The sequence below is a fragment of the Arthrobacter sp. sptzw42 genome (assembly GCF_059089685.1).
Genome location: NZ_JBNHEX010000004.1, coordinates 70,892 through 95,316, shown reverse-complemented (window position 1 = coordinate 95,316; position 24,425 = coordinate 70,892). Strand labels below are relative to the sequence as shown.

20 protein-coding genes are annotated in these 24,425 nt (G+C 66.1%); 12 read left to right on the top strand and 8 right to left on the bottom strand.

Translation table 11 applies throughout. From position 1 onward, the window contains the following. The first annotated feature begins 17 nt into the window (after positions 1 to 17). Complete coding sequence (locus AC5RT4_RS06395; RefSeq protein WP_494105198.1) at positions 18 to 1,796, top strand: N-acetylglutaminylglutamine amidotransferase; 1,779 nt, start codon at positions 18 to 20, stop codon at positions 1,794 to 1,796. A gap of 14 nt (positions 1,797 to 1,810) precedes the next feature. Here AC5RT4_RS06395 and AC5RT4_RS06390 read toward each other — a convergent pair whose 3' ends face one another. Next, on the bottom strand, positions 1,811 to 2,716 hold the full coding sequence (locus AC5RT4_RS06390) for a phosphatase PAP2 family protein (RefSeq protein WP_494105197.1): 906 nt from the start codon (positions 2,714 to 2,716) through the stop codon (positions 1,811 to 1,813). A 100-nt stretch (positions 2,717 to 2,816) separates the two neighbouring features. Here AC5RT4_RS06390 and AC5RT4_RS06385 point away from each other — a divergent pair, with 100 nt between their 5' ends. The 3 genes from AC5RT4_RS06385 (at position 2,817) to menD (ending at position 8,029) form a co-directional block, all read left to right on the top strand. Further along, on the top strand, positions 2,817 to 3,812 hold the full coding sequence (locus AC5RT4_RS06385) for an o-succinylbenzoate synthase (protein WP_494105196.1): 996 nt from the start codon (positions 2,817 to 2,819) through the stop codon (positions 3,810 to 3,812). Between the two features lie 183 nt (positions 3,813 to 3,995). Next, positions 3,996 to 6,065, top strand: a complete 2,070-nt coding sequence (locus AC5RT4_RS06380) for a PhoX family protein (RefSeq protein ID WP_494105195.1) — start codon at positions 3,996 to 3,998, stop codon at positions 6,063 to 6,065. A gap of 182 nt (positions 6,066 to 6,247) precedes the next feature. Beyond that, positions 6,248 to 8,029 (top strand): 2-succinyl-5-enolpyruvyl-6-hydroxy-3-cyclohexene-1-carboxylic-acid synthase, encoded by a 1,782-nt coding sequence (menD, locus tag AC5RT4_RS06375; RefSeq protein WP_494105194.1) that lies wholly within the window; start codon positions 6,248 to 6,250, stop codon positions 8,027 to 8,029. A 26-nt stretch (positions 8,030 to 8,055) separates the two neighbouring features. On the opposite strand, the gene AC5RT4_RS06370 is transcribed toward menD, so the two are convergent. The 5 genes from AC5RT4_RS06370 to AC5RT4_RS06350 all read right to left on the bottom strand — a co-directional run bounded on the left by AC5RT4_RS06370 (position 8,056) and on the right by AC5RT4_RS06350 (position 13,700). Then, complete coding sequence (locus tag AC5RT4_RS06370) at positions 8,056 to 9,282, bottom strand: aminotransferase class I/II-fold pyridoxal phosphate-dependent enzyme (RefSeq protein WP_494105193.1); 1,227 nt, start codon at positions 9,280 to 9,282, stop codon at positions 8,056 to 8,058. A gap of 296 nt (positions 9,283 to 9,578) precedes the next feature. Next, positions 9,579 to 10,382: an amino acid ABC transporter ATP-binding protein gene (locus tag AC5RT4_RS06365; RefSeq protein WP_494041683.1), complete on the bottom strand. Its 804-nt coding sequence runs from the start codon at positions 10,380 to 10,382 to the stop codon at positions 9,579 to 9,581. A gap of 12 nt (positions 10,383 to 10,394) precedes the next feature. After that, positions 10,395 to 11,186 carry an amino acid ABC transporter permease gene (locus AC5RT4_RS06360; RefSeq protein ID WP_494041684.1) on the bottom strand — a complete coding sequence of 264 codons (792 nt, stop codon included), beginning with the start codon at positions 11,184 to 11,186 and terminating at the stop codon, positions 10,395 to 10,397. A 150-nt stretch (positions 11,187 to 11,336) separates the two neighbouring features. Then, entirely contained in the window at positions 11,337 to 12,140 is an 804-nt protein-coding gene (locus AC5RT4_RS06355) for an ABC transporter substrate-binding protein (RefSeq protein ID WP_494105192.1), read from the bottom strand. Between the two features lie 168 nt (positions 12,141 to 12,308). Continuing rightward, positions 12,309 to 13,700, bottom strand: a complete 1,392-nt coding sequence (locus AC5RT4_RS06350) for an isochorismate synthase (RefSeq protein WP_494105191.1) — start codon at positions 13,698 to 13,700, stop codon at positions 12,309 to 12,311. Between the two features lie 159 nt (positions 13,701 to 13,859). Between AC5RT4_RS06350 and AC5RT4_RS06345 the strand changes: the two genes are divergently transcribed. The 3 genes from AC5RT4_RS06345 to AC5RT4_RS06335 are packed head-to-tail and all read left to right on the top strand — an operon-like array spanning position 13,860 to position 17,083. After that, positions 13,860 to 14,642 carry a demethylmenaquinone methyltransferase gene (locus AC5RT4_RS06345; RefSeq protein WP_494105190.1) on the top strand — a complete coding sequence of 261 codons (783 nt, stop codon included), beginning with the start codon at positions 13,860 to 13,862 and terminating at the stop codon, positions 14,640 to 14,642. A gap of 3 nt (positions 14,643 to 14,645) precedes the next feature. Then, positions 14,646 to 15,986 carry a geranylgeranyl reductase family protein gene (locus tag AC5RT4_RS06340; protein ID WP_494105189.1) on the top strand — a complete coding sequence of 447 codons (1,341 nt, stop codon included), beginning with the start codon at positions 14,646 to 14,648 and terminating at the stop codon, positions 15,984 to 15,986. After that, positions 15,983 to 17,083: a polyprenyl synthetase family protein gene (locus AC5RT4_RS06335; protein ID WP_494041689.1), complete on the top strand. Its 1,101-nt coding sequence runs from the start codon at positions 15,983 to 15,985 to the stop codon at positions 17,081 to 17,083. The genes AC5RT4_RS06340 and AC5RT4_RS06335 overlap by 4 nt, the downstream gene beginning before the upstream one ends. Before the next feature lie 308 nt (positions 17,084 to 17,391). Here AC5RT4_RS06335 and AC5RT4_RS06330 read toward each other — a convergent pair whose 3' ends face one another. Continuing rightward, positions 17,392 to 17,817, bottom strand: a complete 426-nt coding sequence (locus tag AC5RT4_RS06330) for a hypothetical protein (protein WP_494105188.1) — start codon at positions 17,815 to 17,817, stop codon at positions 17,392 to 17,394. Positions 17,818 to 17,830: 13 nt separating this feature from the next. Then, positions 17,831 to 18,499 carry a trimeric intracellular cation channel family protein gene (locus tag AC5RT4_RS06325; RefSeq protein WP_494041691.1) on the bottom strand — a complete coding sequence of 223 codons (669 nt, stop codon included), beginning with the start codon at positions 18,497 to 18,499 and terminating at the stop codon, positions 17,831 to 17,833. 60 nt (positions 18,500 to 18,559) lie between these two features. Between AC5RT4_RS06325 and AC5RT4_RS06320 the strand changes: the two genes are divergently transcribed. The 5 genes from AC5RT4_RS06320 to AC5RT4_RS06300 are packed head-to-tail and all read left to right on the top strand — an operon-like array spanning position 18,560 to position 24,397. Then, positions 18,560 to 19,453, top strand: coding sequence for a sirohydrochlorin chelatase (locus AC5RT4_RS06320; RefSeq protein ID WP_494041692.1), 894 nt, complete (start codon positions 18,560 to 18,562; stop codon positions 19,451 to 19,453). Positions 19,454 to 19,507: 54 nt separating this feature from the next. After that, positions 19,508 to 21,253 (top strand): nitrite/sulfite reductase, encoded by a 1,746-nt coding sequence (locus tag AC5RT4_RS06315; protein ID WP_494105187.1) that lies wholly within the window; start codon positions 19,508 to 19,510, stop codon positions 21,251 to 21,253. Next, positions 21,250 to 22,041, top strand: coding sequence for a phosphoadenylyl-sulfate reductase (locus tag AC5RT4_RS06310; RefSeq protein ID WP_494041694.1), 792 nt, complete (start codon positions 21,250 to 21,252; stop codon positions 22,039 to 22,041). Before AC5RT4_RS06315 ends, AC5RT4_RS06310 begins: the two co-directional genes overlap by 4 nt. Then, positions 22,038 to 22,985, top strand: coding sequence for a sulfate adenylyltransferase subunit CysD (cysD, locus tag AC5RT4_RS06305; protein ID WP_494041695.1), 948 nt, complete (start codon positions 22,038 to 22,040; stop codon positions 22,983 to 22,985). Before AC5RT4_RS06310 ends, cysD begins: the two co-directional genes overlap by 4 nt. Continuing rightward, positions 22,985 to 24,397, top strand: a complete 1,413-nt coding sequence (locus AC5RT4_RS06300; RefSeq protein ID WP_494105186.1) for a sulfate adenylyltransferase subunit 1 — start codon at positions 22,985 to 22,987, stop codon at positions 24,395 to 24,397. Before cysD ends, AC5RT4_RS06300 begins: the two co-directional genes overlap by 1 nt. Positions 24,398 to 24,425: the final 28 nt, after the last annotated feature.

Sequence of the window (24,425 nt, the reverse complement as noted above, 5' to 3'; positions counted from 1 at the left end):
GGAACGAGGACACCAGCATGTGCGGTATAGCCGGCGAGATCGCCTTCAACGGGAGAGCGCCTTCCCTGGAGCCGGTTTTGAAGATGATGGGGGCCATGACATCCCGGGGGCCCGACGGGGAGGGGACCTGGGAATCGGGCTGGGTAGCCTTGGGACACCAACGGCTCAGCATTATCGACCTGTCCGAAGCAGGGGCGCAGCCAATGCTCGACGACAGCGGCCTCGCCATCGCGTTCAACGGCTGCATCTACAACTACAAGGATTTGCGCCGGGAACTGGAGCCTGAGTTCACCTTCCGTTCCACCAGCGACACCGAAGTCATCCTGAAGGCCTACCGCAAGTGGGGCGATGACTTTGTGCACCACCTCGTGGGGATGTTCGCGGTTGCCCTTTATGATCCGCAGCGGGAGGAGGTCCTGCTGGTCCGGGACCGGTTGGGCATCAAGCCGGTGTACCTTTCCCACCTGCCGGGCAGGTTGCGGTTCGCGTCCAGCCTGCCGGCGCTCGTCGCCTCTGGCGGGGTAGACACCTCCATTGACGAAGTAGCCCTCCACCACTACCTGAGCTGGCACTCGATAGTTCCGGCACCACGAACCATCCTTCGCGGCATCCAGAAGCTGCCGGCCGCCACCATCCGGACCATCCGTGCGGACGGGACCTGGCACGACCGCGAGTACTGGAAGCCCAGCTACACCCGCCGCCCCGAGCACGAAGGCTGGTCCGCCCGGGAGTGGCAGGACGCTGTCCGCGAATCCCTCAAGACGGCAATACGACGGCGGATGGTGGCCGACGTGCCAGTGGGCGTCCTTCTGTCCGGCGGGCTGGATTCGAGCCTCCTGGTTGCGCTGCTTGCCGAGGAGGGCCAGCAGGGGCTGTCCACCTTCAGCATCGGCTTTGACGGCGCGGGCGGGGACTCCGGGAATGAGTTTGCGTATTCGGACCTGGTGGCGCGGGAGTTCGGCACACGGCACGAGCGCCTCCACATCAGCACCGCCGACTTTGCGCCGTCGGTTGATGCCGCGGTGGGTGCCATGTCCGAACCCATGGCCAGCCATGACGTGACGGCATTCCACCTGCTCTCGAAAACTGTTGCTCAACACCTGAAGGTGGTGCAGTGCGGCCAGGGCGCAGATGAGGTGTTCGGCGGGTACGCCTACCATCAGCCGCTGGCGGGGGCAGGCCGTTCCGAAGCACACCAGGTGTTCACCTCAAGCTTCGTCGACCATAGTCACGGGGAGCTCCTGAACATTGTGGAGCCCGAGTGGTACTGCGGATCCGATGCCAGCAGCCAGGTCCTGGCTGCAAACCTTGAAGCTTCGGGGGCGGACACCGCCCTGGACGCAGTGCTTCGGCTGGACACGCACCTGCTGATGGTGGACGACCCGGTAAAGCGCCTGGACAACATGACCATGGCCTGGGGCATCGAAGCGCGGGTTCCGTTCCTGGACCACGAACTGGTGGAACTCGCCGCGGCCTGCCCACCTGAGCTCAAGGCGTCCCAGGGCGGGAAAGGCATCCTGAAGGACCTGGGCCGGCAGCTGCTTCCCAGGGCTGTGGTGGACCGTCCCAAGGGTTATTTCCCTGTCCCTGCACTTCAGCACCTGGAGGAACCGTACATGTCCATCGTGCGGGAGGCCCTTCACTCGCCTGAGGCAAAGCAGCGCGGACTGTTCCAACCCACCTTCATCGACGGACTTTTGGCGGACCCCAACACCCGGCGGACCCCGGTCAACAGCAATGTTCTCTGGCAGTTGGCGCTGCTGGAAATGTGGCTCCAGCACCACGGGGTGGGCTAAAGCCGGGGTGACCGTCAGCGCCGAGGCGAGTCCCGGCGTCGTGCGGCGTACGCGAACAGGGCGGTGGTGGCTACCGTGGCCAGGTACCCGGCGATAACAATGAGCGAGATCCCGGCCCAAAAATAGTTGGTGGTGCTCACTTCCTGCCAAGGGGTGGGTGCAATCCGGGCCAGCGAGAACATTGCCACCGCAGCCGAGGCCAGCCCGATCAGCACCGGCAGCGTCAGCCAGATCCGCGCCGAGCCCACATGCGCGCCAAAGCCGTCCCACACGTTCCAGACTCCGCGGCGGATAATGAGCCAGCCCGCAGGAACCATAAAGGCGCCTACCAGCAGGAACGCGGCCACCACGTCGGCGGGGCGGTGCCACTGATTGATCAGCGTGGACACCCCGGAGGCGATGGCGAACGTTCCGCCCACGAACCCGGCCATCGGGCGCCAGCGCGGGGAAGCCATCAGGAACACGGCAGCCGCCGCCGATGCCGCCAGCGTCGTGTGCCCGGACGGCAGCGAATTCAACTCCAGTGTCACCACGCCTTTGTCAGGCCTGGCCGGCAGCACATCCTTGAGGACCTGCGTGGCGATGTTCGCGGCGATACACGCTGCCACCGCGATGCCGGCTTCGGTCCACCGCTTCCGGATCACCGTGACAAACAGCACCACGACGGCGGCCATCACCAGAGAGATGGTGGGCAGCAGGTCCAGGAACCTGGTGCTCGCCTTGCCTGCCGGCCCGTGGATATCGACGGCTTCCACGAGCGCGGACTCGTCAATGAACTGGCCCGTGGTGGTCTGGACGAAGTAGTAATAGGTGGCCATCAGCCCGGCGACGCACGCCAGGGTGGCAAGCACAAACAGGAAGCCCGACCCGGGAGCGGGGCGTGCTGGGGTCCTGGTCTGTGCCTGCCGTTGAAAAGCCATCACTTCAAGGTTGTCACAAAAAGCTGGGATCCTGCTGCATGCTCCCTGACCGCGGGGCGCCCCGCCAAGGTATCTCTGTCACCGCTTGTACAGTGGGTCCATGCCTACCGCGCCAGTGCCCGATCTCGAGGAACTGCTGGCCGGCGCGCACGTGGTGAACCTGCCCATGCGGGTAAAGTTCCGCGGCATCATGGAGCGGGAGTCACTGCTCCTGCAGGGCCCGGCGGGCTGGGGGGAGTTCTGCCCCTTCCCGGAGTACGGCGATGCCGAAGCGTCCCGGTGGCTGGCTTCTGCTGTTGAGGCAGCGTGGCAGGGTTTTCCTGCTCCGTTGCGTGGCGTAATCCCCGTCAACGCCACCGTTCCAGCTGTTGCTGCCGGGCGGGTGCCCGAGGTCCTTGCCCGCTTCGGCCGGGTGGACGCGGTGAAGGTCAAGGTTGCCGAGCAGGGCCAGACGCTCGACGACGACGCCGCCCGGCTCACCGCCGTCCGTTCCGCCCTGCCTGATGCCGCCATCAGGGTGGATGCCAACGGCGGCTGGGATGTTCCCGCCGCCGTCGAGGCACTCACCCGGCTGGCCGGCGTCGGCCTTGAGTACGCGGAGCAGCCGGTTCCAACCATTGACGGGCTGGCGGAGGTGCGGTCCCGGCTGCGGACTGCCGGAACGCCCGTGCTGATCGCGGCTGATGAAAGCGTCCGCAAGGAAAGCGACCCCCTGCGCGTGGCCCGTGCAGGTGCCGCCGATCTCATCGTGGTTAAGGTGGCGCCGCTCGGGGGAGTGCGGCGCGCGCTGGACCTTGTGGCCCAGGCCGGACTTCCCGCCGTCGTCAGTTCAGCGCTGGACACCTCGGTGGGGATCCGTGCGGGCTTGGCCCTGGCCGCGGCGCTGCCGGAACTGCCGTACGCGTGCGGGCTGGGTACCGTGTCCCTGTTCGAATCGGACATTACCTCGGATCCGCTGGTGGCCGACGACGGCGCCATCCGCCTCCGCGACGTCGCCGCCGACGCCGGGCTGCTGGAGCAGTATGCCGCAACACCTGCGCGCCGGGACTGGTGGCTGGCCCGGCTCCGCCGCGTCCACGCCCTCCTTCCGGCCTGACGCTCTCTCACTTTCCGCACGAATTCTCCTGACGCTCTATCACTTAATGCGCCCTTTTCCGCGACCCTCTCGCGCGTTCCCGCAGGTCACGCGCGGTTAACCGGAACTTCACCTCGGGGACTACTGCGCGTAGAAACCGCCTGACAGGGTGGGCGAACCGCATCAAATTTTTGGAAGGCACCCATGTCTGAAACGACTGCCCGCAAGTTCACCCTGCTGCCGATGCTCGGCCACACGAAGGGCAAGCGCAGCGCCGTCACCTGCGCGCTGAAGTGTGACAACGCGTGCGCCGGCGACGTCTGCAACACCAGCTCCAACAGCTACTTCCGCGACATCGCCTCCGCCACCATGTCCCGCCGCGCCGCACTGGGGTTCGGGGCCGCCGGTGCGCTCGCCGTCGTACTGGGCAGCGCCGTCACTTCACCCGATTCCGCCAACGCCGCGGGCCTGTCCAAGGCCGCCAAGGAAGGCTTCGGCAAGTCCAAGCTGCAGTTCACCGCGATCCCTTCGATTGACGCCTCCGTGGACGCCGTCACCGTTCCGGAAGGTTTCACCTGGCGGCCGGTCATCCGCTGGGGCGACCCGATCTTCAACGACGCGCCGGAGTTTGACCTGCACAACCAGACAGCAGCCGCCCAGGAGAAGCAGTTCGGCTACAACAACGACTACACGGACATCCTGGAGATCCCGGGCAGCAAGGGCCGCCGCGCGGTGCTGTTCGCCAACCACGAGTACACCAACGAGAACATCATGTTCCCGGCCACCATGCCCGCGGATCAGATGCGCGCTGTGGGGGCGGCCGCACACGGCCTCAGCGTGGTGGAGCTCGAGCGGCAGAACAAGAACAAGCCGTGGAGCTACGTCAAAGGCGCGGAACGGAACCGCCGGTTCCTGAACAACACGGAGTATGAACTGACGGGTCCGGCCGCCGGCTCCTCCCTGGTCAAGACAGTGGAAGACCCTTCAGGCCGCTTCATCAAGGGCACCCTGGGCAACTGCGCCGGCGGCACCACCCCGTGGGGCACCATCCTCTCCGGCGAGGAAAACTTCCAGGGCTATTTCGTTGGCAACGGCACCTCAGCAGGTGACAAGCGGTACGGCATCACCAACAAGCCCACCGCACGCAGCTGGGAACTGGACGAGCCGCGCTGGGATACCCGTAAGGCCGGTTACGAAAACGAAGCCAACCGCTTCGGCTGGATTGTCGAAGTCGACCCGTTCGACCCCACCTCCATGCCTAAGAAGCACTCCATGCTGGGCCGCTTCAAGCACGAGGGCGCGAACGTCATCATCGCCGAGTCCGGACACGTCGTTGCCTACTCGGGTGACGATGAGCGGTTCGACTACCTGTACAAGTTTGTTTCAAAGGACAAGTACATTGAGGGCAACCGCAAGCACAACATGACTCTCCTGTCCGCGGGCAGCCTCTACGTAGCCAAGTTCACCGGCAACTCGCCGGCAACGGAAATCACCGGCACCGGGGCTGTGCCCTCGGACGGCGCCTTTGACGGCACCGGCGAGTGGCTGCCGCTGGTGGTGGACGGCAGGTCAGCGGTGCCCGGCATGTCGGTGGAAGAAGTTCTGGTGTACACCCGGCTGGCTGCGGACAAGGTGGGCCCCACGAAGATGGACCGCTGCGAGGACGTGGAGCCGAGCCTCTTCACCGGCAAGGTGTACGTGGCCTGCACGAACAACTCCAACCGCGGCACGGGCACAAACGAAGGCGCCACAGAAGTGAACCCCCGCAACCAGAACCGCGACGGCCACATCGTGGAAATCACCGAAACCGGCGGCCAAACCTCCACCAAGTTCACTTGGAACCTGCTGATGGTCTGCGGCGATCCGGCGCAGGGCGACGTCACCTACTTCTCCGGCTTCCCCGTGGACAAGGTCTCGCCCATCTCCTGCCCCGACAACCTCGCCTTTGACTCGGTGGGCAACCTTTGGATCTCCACGGACGGTGCCCCCTCCGGTATCGGCCGCGCCGACGGCCTGTTCAAGGTCACCCTGGACGGCGCCGAACGCGGCAAGGTGGAGCAGTTCCTCGCCGTCCCCCGCGACGCCGAAACCTGCGGCCCCATCATCCACGACGACGAGCGCACGGTGTTCGTCGCCGTGCAGCACCCGGGCGAGGACGGCACGTTTGAGAAGCAGGTCTCCTTCTTCCCGGACTACGTTCCGGCAGGATCGACCCCCGCCCCCGGCCAGGCGCGCGCGGCACGCCCGTCCGTGATCCAGGTGTTCCGCGCCTAACTCCTGCCCGCGGACAAACGCTCTCTCACCTTCCGCACGTTTTAACGAAACGCTCTCTCACCACATGGCCCAATGCGGGCGTGTGGTGAGAGAGCGTTTCCCGTTTTGGTGCAGGTGGTGAGAGAGCGTTTCCCGTTTTGGTGCAGGAGGTGAGAGAGCGTTGGGGGTGGCAGACTGGTTTGGTGACTTCGTCCAACGACTCCGCCCCCGACGCTTCCCCGGACTCTTCCGGGATTCCCTCTTCCCGCGCAGGTTTTCCCGATGCCGGGCCGCCGCTGAGCGCGCTCGCCGCGGCACGGATCGCCGTCGGGGTACTGGTCGACGGCGGTGTGCAGCACGTGGTGGTATCCCCCGGTTCCCGGTCCGCGCCCATGGCATATGCGCTGGCTGAAGCGTCCGCACTGGGACACCTCGAGTTGCTGGTCCGCATTGACGAGCGCTCCGCCGGCTTCACCGCCCTGGGGCTGGCTCTCTCCACCGGTTCGCCGGCCGCGGTGCTGACTACCTCCGGGACCGCCGTTGGGAACCTGCTGCCGGCAGTGATGGAGGCCAACCACGCAGCCGTTCCGCTGATCGTCCTGTCCGCTGACCGGCCCGACGAGCTGCGCGGCACCGGGGCCAACCAGACCACCATCCAGCCTGATATCTTCGGCGAGCAGGTGCGCTTCGCCGTCGACATTCCGGCAGGAACAGACCCTGAACGCGGCATTCGGACCGGCCTGTCCGCGGCCACCGGCGCGTTCCCCGATCTTCCCCCCGGACCCGTCCAGCTCAACCTGGCCTTCCGTGATCCGCTGGTCCCCGCACCGGAAGAGAAGCTGCCGGAGCCCGCTGACCGCCCCCGATACCGGGTGGCCACCGAGCCCCTCGTGATGAACCTGCCCCCCGCATCGCCGGACCTGCCCGAACGGCGCACCGTCGTCCTGGCCGGACACGACGCCGGCCCGGTGGCCGAGGCCTTCGCCCGCGCCCACGGCCTGCCGCTGCTGGCCGAGCCCTCCTCCAACGCCCGCTTCGGGCCCAACGCCGTGGGGCCGTACCGGCTGCTGCTGGAGCATTTCGGGCCCGAGTCAGCAACGCCGATCGAGCGGGTTATCTTGTTCGGCCGCCCCACGCTGTCCCGCCCTGTTGCAGCCCTGCTTGCCCGCGCAGAGGTCCCATCCGCGCTCTACCAGCCGGTGCCCGTGGCGTGGTACGAACCCGGCCGGCGCACCGAACTGCCCCTGGAAAACCTCGCGGACCTGGCCGACTTCGCCGGCCGCGGCCCGTCAGCCTGGCTGGACACGTGGCTGCTCGCCGGTTCAGCCGCCCAGCACGCACTGGACCGGATCCTGGCCGAGGACGCAGCCGCCACCGGCCCGGGCGTCGGATCGCTGGTGTGGAAACATGCCAGCGGCCAGCTGCTGCTGGGCTCCTCCAACGGCATCCGCGATGTCGATCTTGCAGGCCTGCCCGCCCCCGAACCTGCCGCCACCATTTACGCCAACCGCGGCCTCGCCGGAATCGACGGCACCATCTCCACGGCCACCGGCATTGCGCTCGGCGGCAGGCAGGAAACCACAGTCCTGCTGGGCGATGTCACCTTCCTCCATGATGCCGGAGGGCTGCTCCTCAATTCCGGAGAGGAACTGCCGGACTTGCGGATCGTGGTACTCAACGACGCCGGCGGGGCCATCTTTGACCTGCTGGAACATGGTGCGGTGCGGGAAGCCGGGGACTATGGAGATACTGTCGAACGGCTTTTCGGCACCCCGCACGCAGTGGACCTCGCGGCCCTTGCCGCAGCGTACGGCGTCGGGCACTGCTCAGTAAGTACGACGGCGGCACTCGCCGAAGCGCTGAGCCAACCCATCGCGGGCCGCAGCATCGTGGAAGTCCGCACGGACCGGCACGGGCTGCGCGACCTGCATGGGCGGATCAAGGATGCCGTTGCTGCAGCGGTCGGGGGAGTCCTGGCCGGGTAGCCCCGGTTACGAGCAGGTGCGCCGGTTCATCCTTCGCGGCCGTTCATGCTCTCCTTCATCACCGCTTCGAAGGCAGGCAGGCTGCGTTCGATCATGTCCTCGTTGGCAGTCAGGGAAATACGGAAGAAGCCCGGCGTCTCGAAAAGCACGCCCGGAAAAACAAACACATTTTGGCGGACGAGCGACTCGGTGAAGGCCTCGTCATCCGGGATGGGGGTGGTGACGTAAAGGTAGAACGAGCCTTCCGGCGGCCGAAGACGGTAGCCCATACCGCCCAGGGCATCTACGAGACGGTCCCGGCGCCGTTGTAACTGCCCCACGTCGATGGAGAACTTCTCCAGTTCGGGAAGCGCGTGCTGGAGCAGGGCATTGGGGTACACCCAGCCCATAGCCACCTGCAGGCCGGTGATGGCGGGCCGCATCGCGTCCCGGTCCGGCAGTGTGGGCGGCAGGGCCAGGTAACCCACCCGCTGGCCGGGGGAGAGGTGCGTTTTGCCATAGGAGTATGCCAGAAGCGTGTGGGCGTAGAACTCCACGGGACTATGGAAGCGCAGGCCGTCATACACGATCCGGTTATAGGCCTCGTCCGAGACCAGGTAGATCCGCCGGCCGATCCGGGCGGAAGCCGCCTCCAGCAGGTCCGCCAGCCGGAGCAGCAGGTCCGGAGGATAAATCCGTCCGGTGGGATTGTTGGGCGAGTTGACGATCACTACCCGGGTGCGCTCGGTAATGGCAGCTTCGATTGCGGCCAGATCCAGATCGAACGTGGAGATGTCCACCTTCACCTTCACGGGGACCAGTCCGGCTTCGAGGATCAGCGGCTCGTACAGGAACCATGGCGGCAGGCTGTAAATGACTTCGTCACCCGGATCGCCCACGGTCTTCAGGGCCAGCGCGATGGCCGCGAAGCCGCCGGTGGTGAGGTAGATATCCTCCGGCCGAAACGGTACGTCCAGCAGCCGCTGAAGGGATTCTGCAGCAGCCTCCCGGGCCTCCTCTCCATTGCTCTGGTACGCGAACCATTGGTCATGCTGCGGAGTAAGGGCATCCCGCAGCGTATTGACGTAGCGGTCGGGCGGCATCTGGTGCGGGTTGCCGAAGGTGAAATCAGAAATGTCCGGCTGGCCGTGCCGGCGCAACTTGGCCGCCGTGAAGAAAGCATCGACCCGCTGGAAAGAGGGGATGGATGCCAGCCGGGCGGCACGCGCCGATACTGCCGGGGTGGCCTGGGTTGTGGTTGTCGACTCTCTCATGTCAGCGCTCCTGTGGTTGCCGGCCGGGGCCTGCTGTGTGGGTTGGCAGCGCGCTGCTGAGCCAGTGGAGGCTGTAGAGGGACCATTGTCGAATGCACCAGCCACAGAAGTAAAGGACCCCGCCGAAACGAAAACCGGCCGGCAGTGGGGCGCCCCGCCGCCGCACGAATTACGCGGGCGTCAGCGCGCAAAGGCCCAGCTGCGACGCAAAAGCGCGGGGACGCAAAAATTCCCCGCCGCCATGGATAACCACAGCGCCGGGGAATTCGCCAGACGGTCCTAAAGAGGCGGAGCGCTTATTCCTCGATGTCGATGTGTGTGGGATCGAGCACGCGGCGGAGGAACTCCTTGGTGCGAGGCTGGGTGGGGGCGGAAATGACCTGCTCGGCCACGCCTTCCTCCACCACAACGCCGCCGTCCATAAACACCACACGGTCGGCAACTTCGCGGGCGAAGCCCATCTCGTGGGTCACCACCAGCATGGTCATGCCCTCCTGGGCGAGGTTCCGCATGACGGAGAGGACATCGCCTACCGTCTCAGGGTCCAGTGCAGAGGTTGGTTCGTCGAAGAGCATCAGCTCAGGGTCCATGCTCAGCGCGCGGGCGATGGCCACGCGCTGCTGCTGGCCGCCGGAGAGCTGGTCCGGGAAACGGTCCGCGAGGTGTCCGAGTCCCACGCGCTCCAGGTTGTGCATGGACACCTTGTCCGCCTCGGCCTGAGAGCGCTTGAGAACCTTCGTTTGGGCGATGGAGCAGTTGCGCTTGGCGTCCAGGTGCGGGAACAGGTTGAACTGCTGGAACACCATGCCCACCTTGCGGCGCATCCTGTCGATGTCCACGTCGGGATCGGTGGCCTCAAAGCCGCCCACGTGGATGCTGCCCTGGTTGGGCTGCTCCAGCAGGTTCACGCACCGCAGCAGGGTGGACTTGCCGGAACCCGACGGCCCGATCAGGCACACCACTTCACCCGGCGCCACGGCCAGGTTGATGCCCTTCAGGACCTCGTTGGATCCGTAGGACTTGCGCAGGTCCTTGATTTCCACGCCGGCAGCGTGGATGGTGCCGGTGCTGCCGGCGGAGGAATGTACGACGTCGTTCATTGTCTTCCCTGCCTATCGATTGTTCCGCGCGGTGCGGCTTTCGAACTTCCGGGCCAGGAAGCTCAGGGGGATGGTGATCACCAGGTAGAAGGCGCCGGCCACCAGGAGTGGAGTAAGGCCCGCGCCGAGGCTGGAGATGCCGTCGCGGCCAAACTTGGTCAGCTCGTACTGGGATGCGGTGAGGCCCAGGACGTAGATCAGCGATGAGTCCTTGGTGAGCAGGATGACCTCGTTGGTCAGCGGCGGCAGGACGATCTTGAACGCCTGCGGGATGACGATGGTGACCATGGCCCGCCACTGCGGCATGCCAAGGGAGCGCGCGGCCTCCAACTGGCCCTTCGGTACTGCCTGCAGGCCTGCGCGGAGGGTTTCGGCGATGTAGGCCGAGGCCACCATGCCGAGCGAAACCATCACGATCACGGTGATGTTCCAGGAGACGCCGAACGCCAGCGGAACGCCGTAGCCGAAGGCGATGAAGACCAGCAGCGCGGGAATGCCGCGGAAGAACTCGATGTACCCGGTGGCGATCCAGCGGTACAGCGGGAAGCTGGAAAGCTTCATCAGGGCCAGCAGGAGACCGCCGGAGAGACCCACAATGAAGCCGAGGAAGGTGTAGATCAGGGTGTTCGTCAGGCCGGTCATGAAGATGCCCGGGAACATGGGGCCGATCTTGGCGAAGTTGAAGACGCTGTTGCCGATGGTTTCCCAGTCGGTGGCCAGGACCAGCGCGGCGATGGCCACAACAAAGATCCCGGCCTGGACATACAGGCTTACTCTGGCTCGTTGACGTGCGGTCATTGCCATAAGTTACTCACATTCGTTGTGCGTGGCAGAGGCCCCGGACTCACTGCGGTACAGCTCGTCCGGGGCCCCGGCTGCGTAGTTCTCTAAGCCGTGCACAGACCTGGGCGGGGGAGCCTCAGGCCTGCATGGCCACTACTTTGCGGTCTTTGGCTACTTGGCGGTTTCGCCGAACCAGGTGGTCTTGAACTTCTCGAGGGAGCCGTCGTCGGTCAGGCGCTTGAGCGTGCCGTTGACCTTTTCCGCCATGGCGGTGTTGCCCTTCTTGATGGAGATGCCCAGCTGCTCGCCGGTGGCGAACTCCTCAACGCTCTTGAACTTGGGCTGGTCCTTGATGGCGTAGCCGAGGACGGACTGGTTGCCCAGGGCGGCGTCGATGGTGCCGGCTTCCAGGGCCTGTACCAGGAGGCCGGAGTCCTCGAACTGCTGGGCGTCGATGCCCTGTTCCTGGGCGTAGTCGGCGCCGGTGGTGGCCTGCTGGACGCCCACCTTCTTGCCCTTGGCGCCGTCAAGGTTGGTGATGCCGGAGTCCTCGCTGGCTACCAGGGCGAGGTCGTCATCCAGATACGGGGTGGAGAAGTCCATGACGGACTTGCGGGTGTCCGTGATGGAGATGGAGGAGATGCCGAGGTCGCACTGGGTCAGTGCGGTGCCGGTCTCGATGGCCTCGAAGGAGCTGTCCACGATGCTCAGTTCAGCACCGAAGTCCTTGGCGAGCTCCTTGGCGATGTCAACGTCGAAACCGACCGTCTGGCCGTCCTTTTCGAATTCAAACGGCTCGTAGGGAATGTCGGAGCACACGGTGAGCTTGCCGGCGTTGATGAGCTGGATGCCGCCTTCGGAGGCTGCCGGAGTGGAGCCCCCGCCGCCGCAGGCCGTGAGGGAGAGGGCGCCGACGGCGAACAGTGCTGCTGCCTTGGCGGTGATCTTGGCCGTGGCCAGGGACTTGAGCTGCATGTTTCTTACCTTTTGTTGCAGGAGTATGCGGTACTAAATCGGTTCATAGTGTAGCGCCGATTACGAGATGTGCATCACAGGAAACTTAGATTTACTATTGGATAACCAAGTTACCGTTGTTTCAAGCCTAGGTGAAGGGGTGATGTTCCGGATCCCGGACTTTCCGGCCTAGCTGCTGATTCCGAGCGACTCCAGCATGGGCCGGAACTTCGCCCAGGTTTCCGCCAGTTCGGCTTCCGGCTGTGATCCGTCCACGATCCCGCAGCCGGCATAGAGGCGCACCGTGTCGTGCGACTCGATGACAGCCCCCCGCAGGGCGATGCCCCATTCTCCGTTACCTGCAGCATCCAGCCACCCCACCGGTCCGGCGTACGGTCCGCGGTCCAGGTGCTCCAGCTTGCGGATCAGGGCCCCGGCCACCTGAGTGGGCGTTCCGCACACGGCCGCCGTGGGATGCAGGGCGTTGATCAAGGCCAGGCAGGTGGGCACATGCCCTTCCACCTCCGTGAGTTCCGCTTTCACATCCGAGGCCAGGTGCCAGACGTTGGGCAGCTCAAGGATGAACGGTTCGTCATGGGCGTTCATCGCCTCGGAGAACGGCGCCAGCTGGGAGGTGAGCGACTGGATCGCGATCTCGTGTTCGTGCCGCTGCTTTTCCGACCCCGCCAGCACCCGCGTGGCGTAATCCATGGGAAGGCCGTCCTCGCCGTGGGCATCACGCCGGTCAAGGGTTCCGGCCAGCACGCGTGCCTGGGCAGTGCGCCCCTCCACCTGGATCAACATCTCCGGCGTGGCCCCCACCAGGCCGTCCACCCCGTACGTCCAGCATTCGCGGTACCGCCCGGCGAGCTCCCGCAGCACCTGAGCGGCGTTCACACCGGAGGGAACGGTAGCCACGACGTCGCGGGCGAGCACCAGTTTCTCCAGCGCGCCGGTCCGGATCTCGGCCACACCCGCTTCCACGGCGGCCATCCAGTCTTCCTCACTCAGCGACCCCGTATGCAGGGTTGCGCCGGCGGCAAGAGGCAGGGGACGTACGACGGCGCCGCCCGCCCGGGCGGTAGCCGCGCCGGAGGTGCCGTCCCCGCCGGAGTCCGCCGCCGCCGTCGTGATTCCAGCGCCTGGTGCATTGCTGATTAGCCAGCGGTCCAGCGCGGCGAGGGCACTGTCCTCTGTGAGGGGGCCGTCGTCGAGCGTTAACTGGGTGAGCCAGACCTGTCCGTCCCGTACACCCACCACTACCTCAGGCACGATCAGCCGGGATTCATGCGCGGAAGTCTTGGAGAAAGCGAAGGAGCCGAAGGCCACGGGACCGGTGCCCGGCAGATCCACGGCATCCGAGATGTCGGCTTCGAGCACCAGGTGGCGCCACCAGATGTCGGCCTCAAGAAAGCGGTCAGGGCCGGTGGCGGTGAAACGGGTGATCTCGCCGAAGCCCACCAGGCCGGCCTCGCGGCGCGTCCAACACAGGACGTCATCCCGCACCAGAAACGACGGCAGGCCCCCGGGGAATTTTTGGCCGTCAAGGGGGACTGTCAAGGAGCGGAACGTGCTGGTCATGATGGATCAACACTACCCCTCAGTAAACGGCAGCAGCGTGCCGCCATCCAGGCCGGGGTGGCCCACAAGCTCCGCGGGGCGCAGCCTTCCGCTACTGACCCGGACGTCCGCATCAAGGCCTTGGTCCGGACGCTCCGGAACATTTGAGACAATGTCTGGGTGAACCGAGCATCCTTGGAAAAGCGTCCGGACGAAGTAGCCACGATGTTTGACGACGTCGCCCCCAAATACGACGTCGTCAACGACGTCCTGTCCCTGGGGCAGACCCGCCGCTGGCGCAAGGTAGTGGTGGAAGCCATGGAAGCCACCAAGGGTCAACTCGTCCTGGATCTCGCCGCAGGAACGGGCACCTCCAGCGAGCCCTACGCGGATGCAGGCATCGATGTAGTGGCCTGCGACTTCTCGCTCGGAATGCTCAAGGTCGGCAAGCGCCGCCGCCCGGACATCAACTTCGTGGCCGGGGACGCCACCAATCTGCCGTTCGCCGACAACACCTTTGACGCCACCACCATCTCCTTTGGCCTGCGGAACGTGAACGAACCCAAGAAGGCCCTGCAGGAGATGCTCCGCGTCACCAAGCCCGGCGGCCGCCTGGTCATTGCCGAGTTTTCGCAGCCCGTGGTTCCGCTGTGGCGCACCATGTACACCGAATACCTCATGCGCGCACTGCCGGCCATCGCCGTCAAGGTGGCTTCCAACCCGGACGCCTACGTCTACCTCGCCGAGTCCATTCGCGCCTGGCCGGACCAGGACCACCTGGCCGCCTGGCTGGAGGAGACGGGTTGGGAAAAGGTTACCTACCGCAACCTCACGGGCGGGATCGTTGCAGTCCACCGTGCGCTCAAGGCCCCCGAGGCTACAGCCGGCACCCCCGGCGGATCTGCTGCCGCCATCGCTGCGCACAAGGGCCCCGTGGCCAAGCTGCGCCGCAACATCCGCTGACCCGTGAGGGTACTGATAGTCGGTGCGGGACCGGCCGGTTCCACCGCCGCGTACTACCTCACCAGGGCGGGCATCGACGTCACGGTTCTGGAAAAGACCAGCTTTCCGCGCGAGAAAGTCTGCGGCGACGGACTTACGCCGCGCGCCGTCCGCGAAATCCAAAAGCTTGGACTGCCCCACCCGGAGGAAGACGGCTGGCGCCGCAACAAAGGCCTGCGCCTCATTGCCGGCGGCCGCACCATCGAACTGCCCTGGCCCGAGGTGTCCGACTTCCCGGAGTACGGCCTGATCCGCACTCGGCTGGGCTTTGACGAGGAACTGGCCCGCCATGCCCAGGCCGCCGGTGCCACCATCCTCGAGCGGCACAGCGTGACAGAAGCCCTCCGGGACGACGACGGCCGGGTCACCGGCGTCCGCGCCGCAGTCCTCGACGAGGCAGGACGCAAGACGGGGGAAACGCGGAAGTTCAGTGCCGACGTCGTACTCGCCGCCGACGGGAACTCCACCCGCACAGCCGTGTCGCTCGGCATCCAGAAGCGCGACGACCGCCCCCTCGGCGTGGCCGTCCGTACTTACTTCACCTCGCCGCGTCAGGACGATGACTGGATGGAAGGCTGGCTTGAGCTCCCCGGCCGTGACGGCAAGCTGCTGCCCGGCTACGGTTGGGTGTTCGGAGTAGGCGACGGCACCTCCAACGTCGGTCTCGGCATCCTGAACTCCTCCAAGGAATTCGGCAAGCTCGACTACAAGCAGGTCCTGCGCGAATGGACTGCCGGGATGCCCGCCGATTGGGGCTTCACGCCCGAGAACCAGGTGGGTGAGATCCGCGGTGCCGCGCTGCCCATGGGCTTCAACCGCACCCCGCATTACTCTGCCGGCCTGCTCCTTTTGGGTGACGCCGGCGGCATGGTTTCGCCATTCAACGGCGAAGGCATTTCCTACGCCATGGAGTCAGCGCGCTTCGCCGCCGGGTTCATCATCGACGCCTCCTCCCGAAGCCTGACTGCTGGCGGAACGTACAACGCCGACGCCCACCTCTCGCGGTACGCGGACTATGTGCGGGACCAGTGGGGGTCGCACTTTACGCTGGGGCGGGCGTTCGCCGCGCTGATCGGCAAGCCGGCGGTCATGAAGCTCGCGCTGCGCACCGGCATGCCCATCCCGGTGCTGATGCGGTTCGTGGTCCGGCTCCTGGCCAACCTCACAGACCCCGCTGCCAAGGGCTTCGAGGACCGGGTGATCCGGGTCCTGGAATCGCTGGTTCCGGCCACAACGAATACATTGCCCACCCCGGCAGTCTCCAATCAGCGGTATCCGCAACAAAAAGTTAGGGTTAACCCGTGACCAACCCCGCGAACCACAGCTGGACGCATGCCGGACACGGCCTGACGGACTCCGAACCCAGCCTCAACACCACCGCCATCGCCACCGGCCTGCAGCTGCCCGCGGGGTTCGCCGCCATCGCCGGTGACGCCGAGCTGGGACCCGCCATCACCACCAACCTGGCCCGGGTTGAGAAGAAGCTCCGCGAAGCCATTGCCAACTCCGATCCGCTCGCGGACGCCACGTCCCGCCACCTCGTGGAAGCCGGCGGCAAGCGCATCCGGCCGCTGCTGACGCTCCTCTGCGCCCATCTCGGTGACGCGTCGCTGCCCGCAGTGGTGCAGGCCGCCGTCGTGGTTGAACTGACGCACCTCGCCACCCTGTATCACGACGACGTGATGGACTCGGCGCCGTTGCGCCGCGGTGCGCCCACCGCCCACGAGGTGTGGGGCAACTCAGTGGCTGTCCTCACCGGTGACCTGATTTTCGCCCGCGCCTCCATCCTGGTGTCCGAGCTGGGCGGCCGCGCGCTCGGCATCCAGGCCCGGACCTTCGAGCGGCTGTGCCTGGGCCAGCTGCACGAGACGGTGGGACCGCGGCCCGACGAGGATCCGGTGGAGCATTACCTGTCGGTGATTGCGGACAAGACGGGCTCCCTGGTTGCGGCGTCCGGACAGTTCGGCGCCATCTTCTCCGGTGCCGACGAGGCATACGAAGACGTTCTGGTGGAGTACGGCGAGAAGGTAGGCGTTGCCTTCCAGCTCGCCGACGACGTCATCGACGTCACGGGCATCAAGGTCAAGTCGGGCAAGTCACCGGGCACGGACCTGCGCGAAGGTGTTCCCACGCTGCCGGTGCTGCTCCTGCGCAAGGCCGCTGCCGATGGTGACCAGAGCGCCATCGGGCTTCTCAAGCTCATTGACGGGGACCTGACCTCCGATGAAGCCCTGGCCGAGGCTGTTGCGGGTTTGCGCGAGCACCCGGTTACTGCTGAGTCCTGGGTGGTTGCGCGCGAATGGGCAAATGAGGCCATTGCTGCGCTTGCCCCGCTGCCGGAAGGCGTGGTCAAGGAATCGCTGTCCAACTTTGCGGTGGCTGTGGTGGACCGCGCGAGCTAGCCCTTTTGTGTTGTGTGTCGAGGCCCGGCCCCCTGGTGGCGCCGGGCTTCTGCTTTTGGCGGCCGCTGACGTTCCTGCACTGTCCTTTAAACGGGACAGCCCCGGTCCGCAGCAACGGTACGAGTCATACGTTGCTGTGAACCGGGGCTGTCTCTCCGTTCGCATCAGACCCGCCGGAGGCGTTTAGCGGATCCGTGAACAGTCTATGACAGGTTTGTCACAAAGCGCAAGCAGCTTGTTACTTCCGGTGTCAAAGTCTTAGGCGAGGTGGATTTCCTGGTGGGCGACCGCCTGGTGGTCAACAGGACTTAGTCTTCGTCGTCCCCGAAGGCCCACTCGAACATATCGAACACGAACTCCGAGAAGGTGCCCTCTTCGGACTTCCACTGGCCGCGGGTGTTGTTGCGGCGGTACACAATGGGGTCCGGGACGCCGAGGTCGCCTACGCGGAAGCCCCAGGTGTACTCCTCTTCCTCATCCTCGAGGAACATGAGGAAGCCTTCGTCGTCGACTTCGAGCTCATCCGGGTCCCAGAAGTAGTGGTAGGCCTCCATCAGGTCCTCGCAGCCACCGATGGCCAGGTAAAACTCGCGGAGGACCAGGGGAATCTGGAATTGGTGGTCGGCCAGGGCCTTGTCCAGCTCCTCGGCGGACAGCCCGTCTTCTTCCTGCCATTCGTCTTCGAGATACTTCGGAACAAGCGCACGGAATTTCTCGAGGAACATGTCAGTCATGCAAATATCCTAGCTAATCGCCGCCCCGCAATTCGCCGCCTCCGGAACCGCTGCGGTGCCACCCGTTGACGGCCAGCGGGATGTACCAGGACCGCCGCCAGCCCACCACCCGGAAGGCAAAAACAAGGCCCGCCACCAAGCACGCCGTGACCGCGTTAAAGGCCCCCGTGACCCACAGCACCGTGGTCAGGGCCGCGCCGCTGAAGGCCGGCACGGCATAGAGGTCCCGGGAGTTGAACAGCTGCGGCACCTCGTTGGCGGTAATGTCCCGCAGCAGCCCGCCGCCCACCGCGGTCGTCACACCCAGGAGCACGGCAGCAACGGGGTTGACGCCGAACGAGAGCGCCTTGAGCGTGCCGGTAATGGAGAACAGGGCCAGTCCGCCGGCGTCGAACAGGACCAGCAAGGACGTGAAGCGTTCCACGCTGGAAAACAGGAAGTACACCAGGACCGTGGCAAGAAGCGGCGGGACGAGGTAGGCCGGGTTGGTGAAGGCCGCCGGGATCACGGCAAGGATGATGTCGCGGATAACGCCGCCGCCAAGGGACACGAGGGAGGCCAGCAGGAGGGAGCCCACAATGTCGAACTGCTTCCGGGCCGCCAGCAATGATCCGGAGACGGCAAAGAAGAAGACACCGGCCAGGTCCAGCCACACCAGGGCGATGTCAAAAGGGAAAGTCATGGAGCGTCCCGGCAATTCATTGAGGGCGGACAGGGCGGCTCCAACGTTACGCTAGCCCCTATGAACAGCCCCATCATGATCGCCTGCGCCCATGGGACGTCCAGCACACAGGGCGCCGCAGAGGTCAATGCGCTGCGGGACGCCATCGCCGCCCTGCGTCCCGGGCTGGATGTCCGCGAGGCCTACGTGGATGTCCAGCAGCCGGACCTGGTGGACGTGGTGGCGGGCCTGCCGGAGGGGGAGTCCGCCGTCGTGGTGCCGTTGCTGCTGAGTGTTGGCTATCACGTAAAGGTTGACATCGCCAGGGCGGTCAAGAGCCGTCCCGGAAGTGTGGCCGCCGCGCCCCTGGGGCCGGATCCGCGGCTCGCTGCCCTGCTGGACCAGCGGCTGCACGAGGCCGGGGTGACGGATCGCGACGTGATCGTCCTGGCCGCAGCGGGCTCGTCCAACCCCAAGGCGGCGGTGAGCGTCGAGGAGCTGCTGGGCCAGCTCCAGGAGCTGCGGCCCAACCGGATAATGGCCGCCTATGGTGCCTCCGCGAAGCCTTCCGTGCCCGACGCCGTCTCGATGCTTCGTGAGGAACTGGAAGGAGGTGCCGGGGCGGGAGAGTCCGCCGGAGCCGTCGACGTCGGCGGGCGGGTGGTGATCGCCTCCTACCTCCTGGCGCCGGGGTACTTCCACGACCAGCTGGCCAAGGCCGGTGCCGACCTGGTGACCGAACCGCTGCTGCCGTCTCCGGTGCTGGCCGAAATCGCACTGGCAAGGTACGACGCCGCCGTCGAAAAGGCCGCTCACACCTCCGCCACAACAGGTGCAGAAACACCAGCGGCAGTACCCGCCCAAAGCCCGGCCCACGGGCCCGCCGCAGCCCGCCCCGAAGTCGTGCCGGATGCACAGGAGGGTGGCTTCTTCAAGGCGGTCCGGCGTTTCGTGACGAAATATTTCCCTAGGTGACTCAACGTTTCCGGGCCTTTGTGACGCAATTCGGGCGGGACCTACAGTCGATGCATGACTGATACAGCTCTGGCCGGAGCGTCCGCGGACACCGCCGCCTCCAAGCGCCCGGCCCGCACGTCCCGACCCGCCGCGAAGCCGCACGGTCAGTGGAAAGTGGACGGCAAAACACCCCTGAACGCCAACGAAACCTGGAAACAGGAAGACGACGGCCTGAACGTGCGCGAGCGTATCGAGACCATCTACTCCAAGGAAGGCTTCGACGCCATCCCCGGCCAGGACCTGCACGGCAGGTTCCGCTGGTGGGGCCTGTACACCCAGCGCAAGCCCGGGATCGACGGCGGCAAGACCGCAACCCTTGAGCCGCACGAGCTCGAGGACAAGTACTTCATGCTCCGTGTAAGGATCGACGGCGGCGCCCTCACCACCGAGCAACTGCGGGTCATCGGCCAGATCTCCGTGGACTTTGCCCGGGACTCGGCGGACCTCACTGACCGCCAGAACATCCAGCTGCACTGGATCCGGGTGGAGGACATTCCCGAGATCTGGACCCGCCTGGAAGCCGTTGGCCTGTCCACCACCGAGGCGTGCGGCGATGTTCCCCGCGTTATCCTCGGTTCGCCTGTGGCCGGTATCGCCAAGGACGAGATCATCGATCCCACCCCGCTCATCGAGGAGCTGGGGGAGCGGTTCATCGGCAACCCGTTGCTGTCCAACCTGCCGCGCAAGTACAAGACCGCCATTACCGGCCACCCCAGCCAGGACGTGGTCCACGAGATCAACGACTTCGCCCTGGTGGGTGTCCGGCACCCCGAACTCGGCATCGGCTACGACCTCTGGGCCGGGGGCGCGCTGTCCACCAACCCGATGCTGGGCAAGCGCCTCGGCGCGTTCGTAACTCCGGAGCAGGCCGCGGACGTCTGGCTAGGCGTCACCAGCATCTTCCGCGACTACGGCTACCGCCGCATGCGCACCAAGGCGCGCCTGAAGTTCCTGATGGCCGACTGGGGTCCGGAAAAGTTCCGGCAGATCCTCGAGGACGAATACCTGGGCTACAAGCTGGCCGACGGACCGGCAGCGCCCAAGCCCACCTCCCCGGGAGACCACATCGGGGTGCACGAGCAGAAGGACGGAAAGTTCTTTATCGGTGCCACCCCGCTGGCCGGCCGCCTGTCCGGTGCTGCCCTGGTGAAGCTCGCGGACACCCTCGAGGCCCGCGGCTCCTACCGCCTGCGCACCACGCCGCACCAGAAGCTCGTTGTCCTGGATGTCGAGAAGGAGCAGGTGGAGCCACTGGTGGCCGAGCTGGACGCGCTGGGCCTGTCCGCCCGCCCGTCCGTGTTCCGCCGCGGCACCATCGCCTGCACCGGCATCGAATACTGCAAGCTCGCCATCGTGGAGACCAAGCACACCGCGGCCACCGCCGTCGCCGAACTGGAACGCCGCCTGGCCGATCTCGCCGCCTCCGGGAAATTGCCGCACGCCTTGTCGCTGCACATCAACGGCTGCCCCAACTCCTGCGCCCGCATCCAGACAGCGGACATCGGCCTCAAGGGCATGATGCTTCCCACGCCCGACGGCGACCCCTCCCCGGGTTTCCAGGTTCACCTGGGCGGCGGGCTGGCGTCCAACGAGCGTGAGGAAGCAGGGCTGGGACGCACCGTCCGCGGACTCAAGGTCTACGTGGACGACCTGCCCGATTACGTGGAGCGCGTCGTCCGCACCTTCGTGGCCCAGCGCGCCGAAGGCCAGACCTTCGCCGAGTGGGCACACGCCGCAGACGAGGAGGCACTCCAGTGAGCAAGCACGCCCTCGGAGTCGACCCTGTTGTAGCGCCGGCTGAGGCTTCAGCCCAGGTCGACGCCGCGGTGGCAACCGCTGCTCCCAAGCTCCGCTCCAAGGAAGAACTGAAAGCCCTTGCCGCGGCCGGCGCTGCCGAGCTCGGCTGGGACGCCCCCGCCCGCGACGTTATCGCCTGGGTGGAACGCAACTTCGACCTGCCCGCGGTGGCCGTGGCCTGCTCCATGGCTGACGCCGTCCTGCCTGCCCTGGTCGCGGACCAGCTGCCCGGCGTCGACGTCCTGTTCCTGGAGACCGGCTACCACTTCCCGGAAACCTACGCCACGCGCGACGAGGTGGCCGCGAACCTCCGCGTCAACGTGGTGGACGTGCTCCCCGAAACCACCGTGGAACAGCAGGACCGGCTTTTGGGCAAAAACCTCTTCGCCCGCGACGCCGCCCAGTGCTGCGCCCTCCGCAAGGTGGCCCCCCTCCGCCGCACCCTGTCCGGCTACGAGCTGTGGTTCACCGGCGTCCGCCGCGACGAAGCCCCCACCCGCACCAACACCCCGCTGGTGACCTGGGACGAGGCCAACGGCCTGGTCAAGGTCAACCCGGTGGCCGCGTGGACGTTCGAGCAGCTGGTGCAGTACTCGGACGATAACCTCCTGCCCGTCAACCCGCTGCTTTCCCAGGGTTACCCCTCCATTGGCTGCCAGCCCTGCACGCGGAAGGTGGCGCCGGGCGATGACCCCCGCGCCGGCCGTTGGGCAGGCTCCGACAAGACAGAATGCGGACTACACGTATGAGCACCTATCTATCCGAGGAGACCACCCAGGTGAGTGAAGCTGGAGTCTCGACCCGGTTGAGCAGCCTCGACACCCTCGAATCCGAGGCCATCCACATCATCCGCGAGGTTGTTGCCGAGTTCGAGAAGCCTGCACTGCTGTTCTCCGGCGGCAAGGACTCTGTGGTGATGCTGCACTTGGCCACGAAGGCATTCTGGCCCGGCAAGGTTCCGTTCCCCGTGCTGCACGTGGACACCGGCCACAACTTTCCCGAGGTCATCGACTTCCGGGACCGCACCGTGGAGCGGCTTGGCCTCAAGCTCGTCGTTGGCTCCGTCCAGGAGTTCATTGACCGCGGCGAGCTCGCCGAGCGTGCCGACGGTACCCGCAACCCGCTGCAGACCGTCCCGCTGCTGGACGCCATCCAGCAGAACAAGTTCGACGCCGTCTTCGGCGGCGGCCGCCGGGACGAGGACAAGGCTCGAGCCAAGGAACGCATCCTGAGCCTGCGCGACGAGTTCGGCCAGTGGGACCCGCGCAACCAGCGTCCCGAGCTGTGGAACCTGTACAACGGCCGCCACACCGTGGGCCAGCACGTGCGCGCGTTCCCCATCAGCAACTGGACCGAGCTGGACATCTGGCGCTACATCGAACGCGAGAACATCGAGCTACCCGGCCTGTACTACGCCCACGAGCGCGAGGTCTTCGCCCGCGACGGCATGTGGCGTGCGGTCGGTGAGGTATCCCAGCCGCTGCCTACCGAGGAAGTCATCACCAAAACCGTGCGCTACCGCACCGTGGGGGACATGTCCTGCACCGGCGCTGTTGAGTCGGACGCGTACACCGTTGCCGACGTCGTTGTTGAAGTCGCTGCCTCCACCCTGACCGAACGTGGCGCCACCCGTGCAGATGACCGCATCTCCGAGGCAGCCATGGAAGACCGCAAAAAGGACGGGTATTTCTAATGAGCACCGACACCGTTTTGTCCGGCGCCGACGCGCTGGTGACAGCCCTGCCCACGACGCTCTTCCGGTTCGCCACCGCGGGATCTGTCGACGACGGCAAGTCCACCCTCGTGGGCCGCCTCCTTCACGATTCCAAGGCAATCCTCGCTGACACGCTGGACGCAGTTGCCCGCACCTCCGCAGACCGCGGCTTCGGCGGCGAGAAGGGCGGCATCGACCTCGCCCTGCTGACCGACGGCCTGCGTGCCGAGCGCGAACAAGGCATCACCATCGACGTCGCCTACCGCTACTTCGCCACCGACCGCCGCAGCTTCATCCTGGCCGACTGCCCCGGGCACGTCCAGTACACCAAGAACACCGTAACCGGCGCGTCCACCGCGGACGCCGTCGTCGTACTCATCGACGCCCGCAAGGGCGTCCTGGAGCAAACCCGCCGGCACCTGTCCGTGCTGCAGCTGCTCCGCGTGGCGCACGTGATCGTGGCGGTGAACAAGATCGACCTGGTGGACTTCAGCGAATCCGTGTTCCGTGAGATCGAAGCCGATGTGCAGCAGGTGGGCCGCGAGCTCGGCCTGGGTGCTGACGGCATCAGTGACCTGTTGGTGGTGCCCGTGTCCGCGCTCGACGGCGACAACGTGGTGGACCGCTCCGAGCGGACCCCCTGGTACACCGGCCCGGCACTGCTGGAGGTCCTCGAAACCCTCCCGGCTGCAGACGAGCTGGAGAGCCACCTGGAAAGCTTCCGCTTTCCGGTTCAGCTGGTCATCCGGCCCCAGGGCGCCCTGGCTCCCGACGCCGTTGCCGCCGGCCTGGACGTGGAGGCCTACCGCGACTACCGCGCGTACGCCGGCCAGATCACCGAAGGTTCGGTCAAGGTGGGGGACAAGGTGTCCGTGCTGACTCCCGGCCAGGACCCCCGCACCACCACCGTGGCGGGCATCGACTTCGCCGGCGCCTCGCTGGAAGAGGCCGCCGCCCCGCAGTCCGTCGCCATCCGCCTCGCTGAGGAATTCGACGTCGCCCGCGGTGACACCATCGCCGCCGCCGGCACCGTCCGCGAAGCCTCGGCAGACCTGTACGCTTCGCTCTGCTGGCTTTCTCCCAAGCCGCTGCGTGAGGGGCAGAAGGTGCTGGTGAAGCACGGCACCCACACCGTGCAGGCCCTGGTGCGCAATGTCTCCGGCAAGCTGGACCTGGCCTCGTTCAAGCTGGAGCCGGCGTCAACGCTCGAACTGAACGACATCGGCCACGCTCAGCTCCGGCTCGCCGCACCGCTCCCGCTGGAGAACTACCTGCACCACCGCCGCACCGGCGCGTTCCTGGTGATCGACCCGCTGGACGGCAACACGCTGGCCGCAGGCCTGGTCAAGGACCACCCGGGCGACCACGAGGACGAGCGCTACAGCATCTAAGCCTGACGGACCCAAGTTAGTCCTCATC

Excerpts from the sequence above, each read along its gene's own strand:
- AC5RT4_RS06395 (WP_494105198.1), top strand. The coding sequence starts at position 18 with ATGTGCGGTATAGCCGGCGAGATCGCCTTCAACGGGAGAGCGCCTTCC.
- AC5RT4_RS06390 (WP_494105197.1), bottom strand. The coding sequence starts at position 2,716 with ATGGCTTTTCAACGGCAGGCACAGACCAGGACCCCAGCACGCCCCGCT.
- AC5RT4_RS06385 (WP_494105196.1), top strand. The coding sequence starts at position 2,817 with ATGCCTACCGCGCCAGTGCCCGATCTCGAGGAACTGCTGGCCGGCGCG.
- AC5RT4_RS06380 (WP_494105195.1), top strand. The coding sequence starts at position 3,996 with ATGTCTGAAACGACTGCCCGCAAGTTCACCCTGCTGCCGATGCTCGGC.
- AC5RT4_RS06370 (WP_494105193.1), bottom strand. The coding sequence starts at position 9,282 with ATGAGAGAGTCGACAACCACAACCCAGGCCACCCCGGCAGTATCGGCG.
- AC5RT4_RS06365 (WP_494041683.1), bottom strand. The coding sequence starts at position 10,382 with ATGAACGACGTCGTACATTCCTCCGCCGGCAGCACCGGCACCATCCAC.
- AC5RT4_RS06360 (WP_494041684.1), bottom strand. The coding sequence starts at position 11,186 with ATGGCAATGACCGCACGTCAACGAGCCAGAGTAAGCCTGTATGTCCAG.
- AC5RT4_RS06355 (WP_494105192.1), bottom strand. The coding sequence starts at position 12,140 with ATGCAGCTCAAGTCCCTGGCCACGGCCAAGATCACCGCCAAGGCAGCA.
- AC5RT4_RS06350 (WP_494105191.1), bottom strand. The coding sequence starts at position 13,700 with ATGACCAGCACGTTCCGCTCCTTGACAGTCCCCCTTGACGGCCAAAAA.
- AC5RT4_RS06330 (WP_494105188.1), bottom strand. The coding sequence starts at position 17,817 with ATGACTGACATGTTCCTCGAGAAATTCCGTGCGCTTGTTCCGAAGTAT.
- AC5RT4_RS06325 (WP_494041691.1), bottom strand. The coding sequence starts at position 18,499 with ATGACTTTCCCTTTTGACATCGCCCTGGTGTGGCTGGACCTGGCCGGT.
- AC5RT4_RS06320 (WP_494041692.1), top strand. The coding sequence starts at position 18,560 with ATGAACAGCCCCATCATGATCGCCTGCGCCCATGGGACGTCCAGCACA.
- AC5RT4_RS06315 (WP_494105187.1), top strand. The coding sequence starts at position 19,508 with ATGACTGATACAGCTCTGGCCGGAGCGTCCGCGGACACCGCCGCCTCC.
- cysD (WP_494041695.1), top strand. The coding sequence starts at position 22,038 with ATGAGCACCTATCTATCCGAGGAGACCACCCAGGTGAGTGAAGCTGGA.
- AC5RT4_RS06300 (WP_494105186.1), top strand. The coding sequence starts at position 22,985 with ATGAGCACCGACACCGTTTTGTCCGGCGCCGACGCGCTGGTGACAGCC.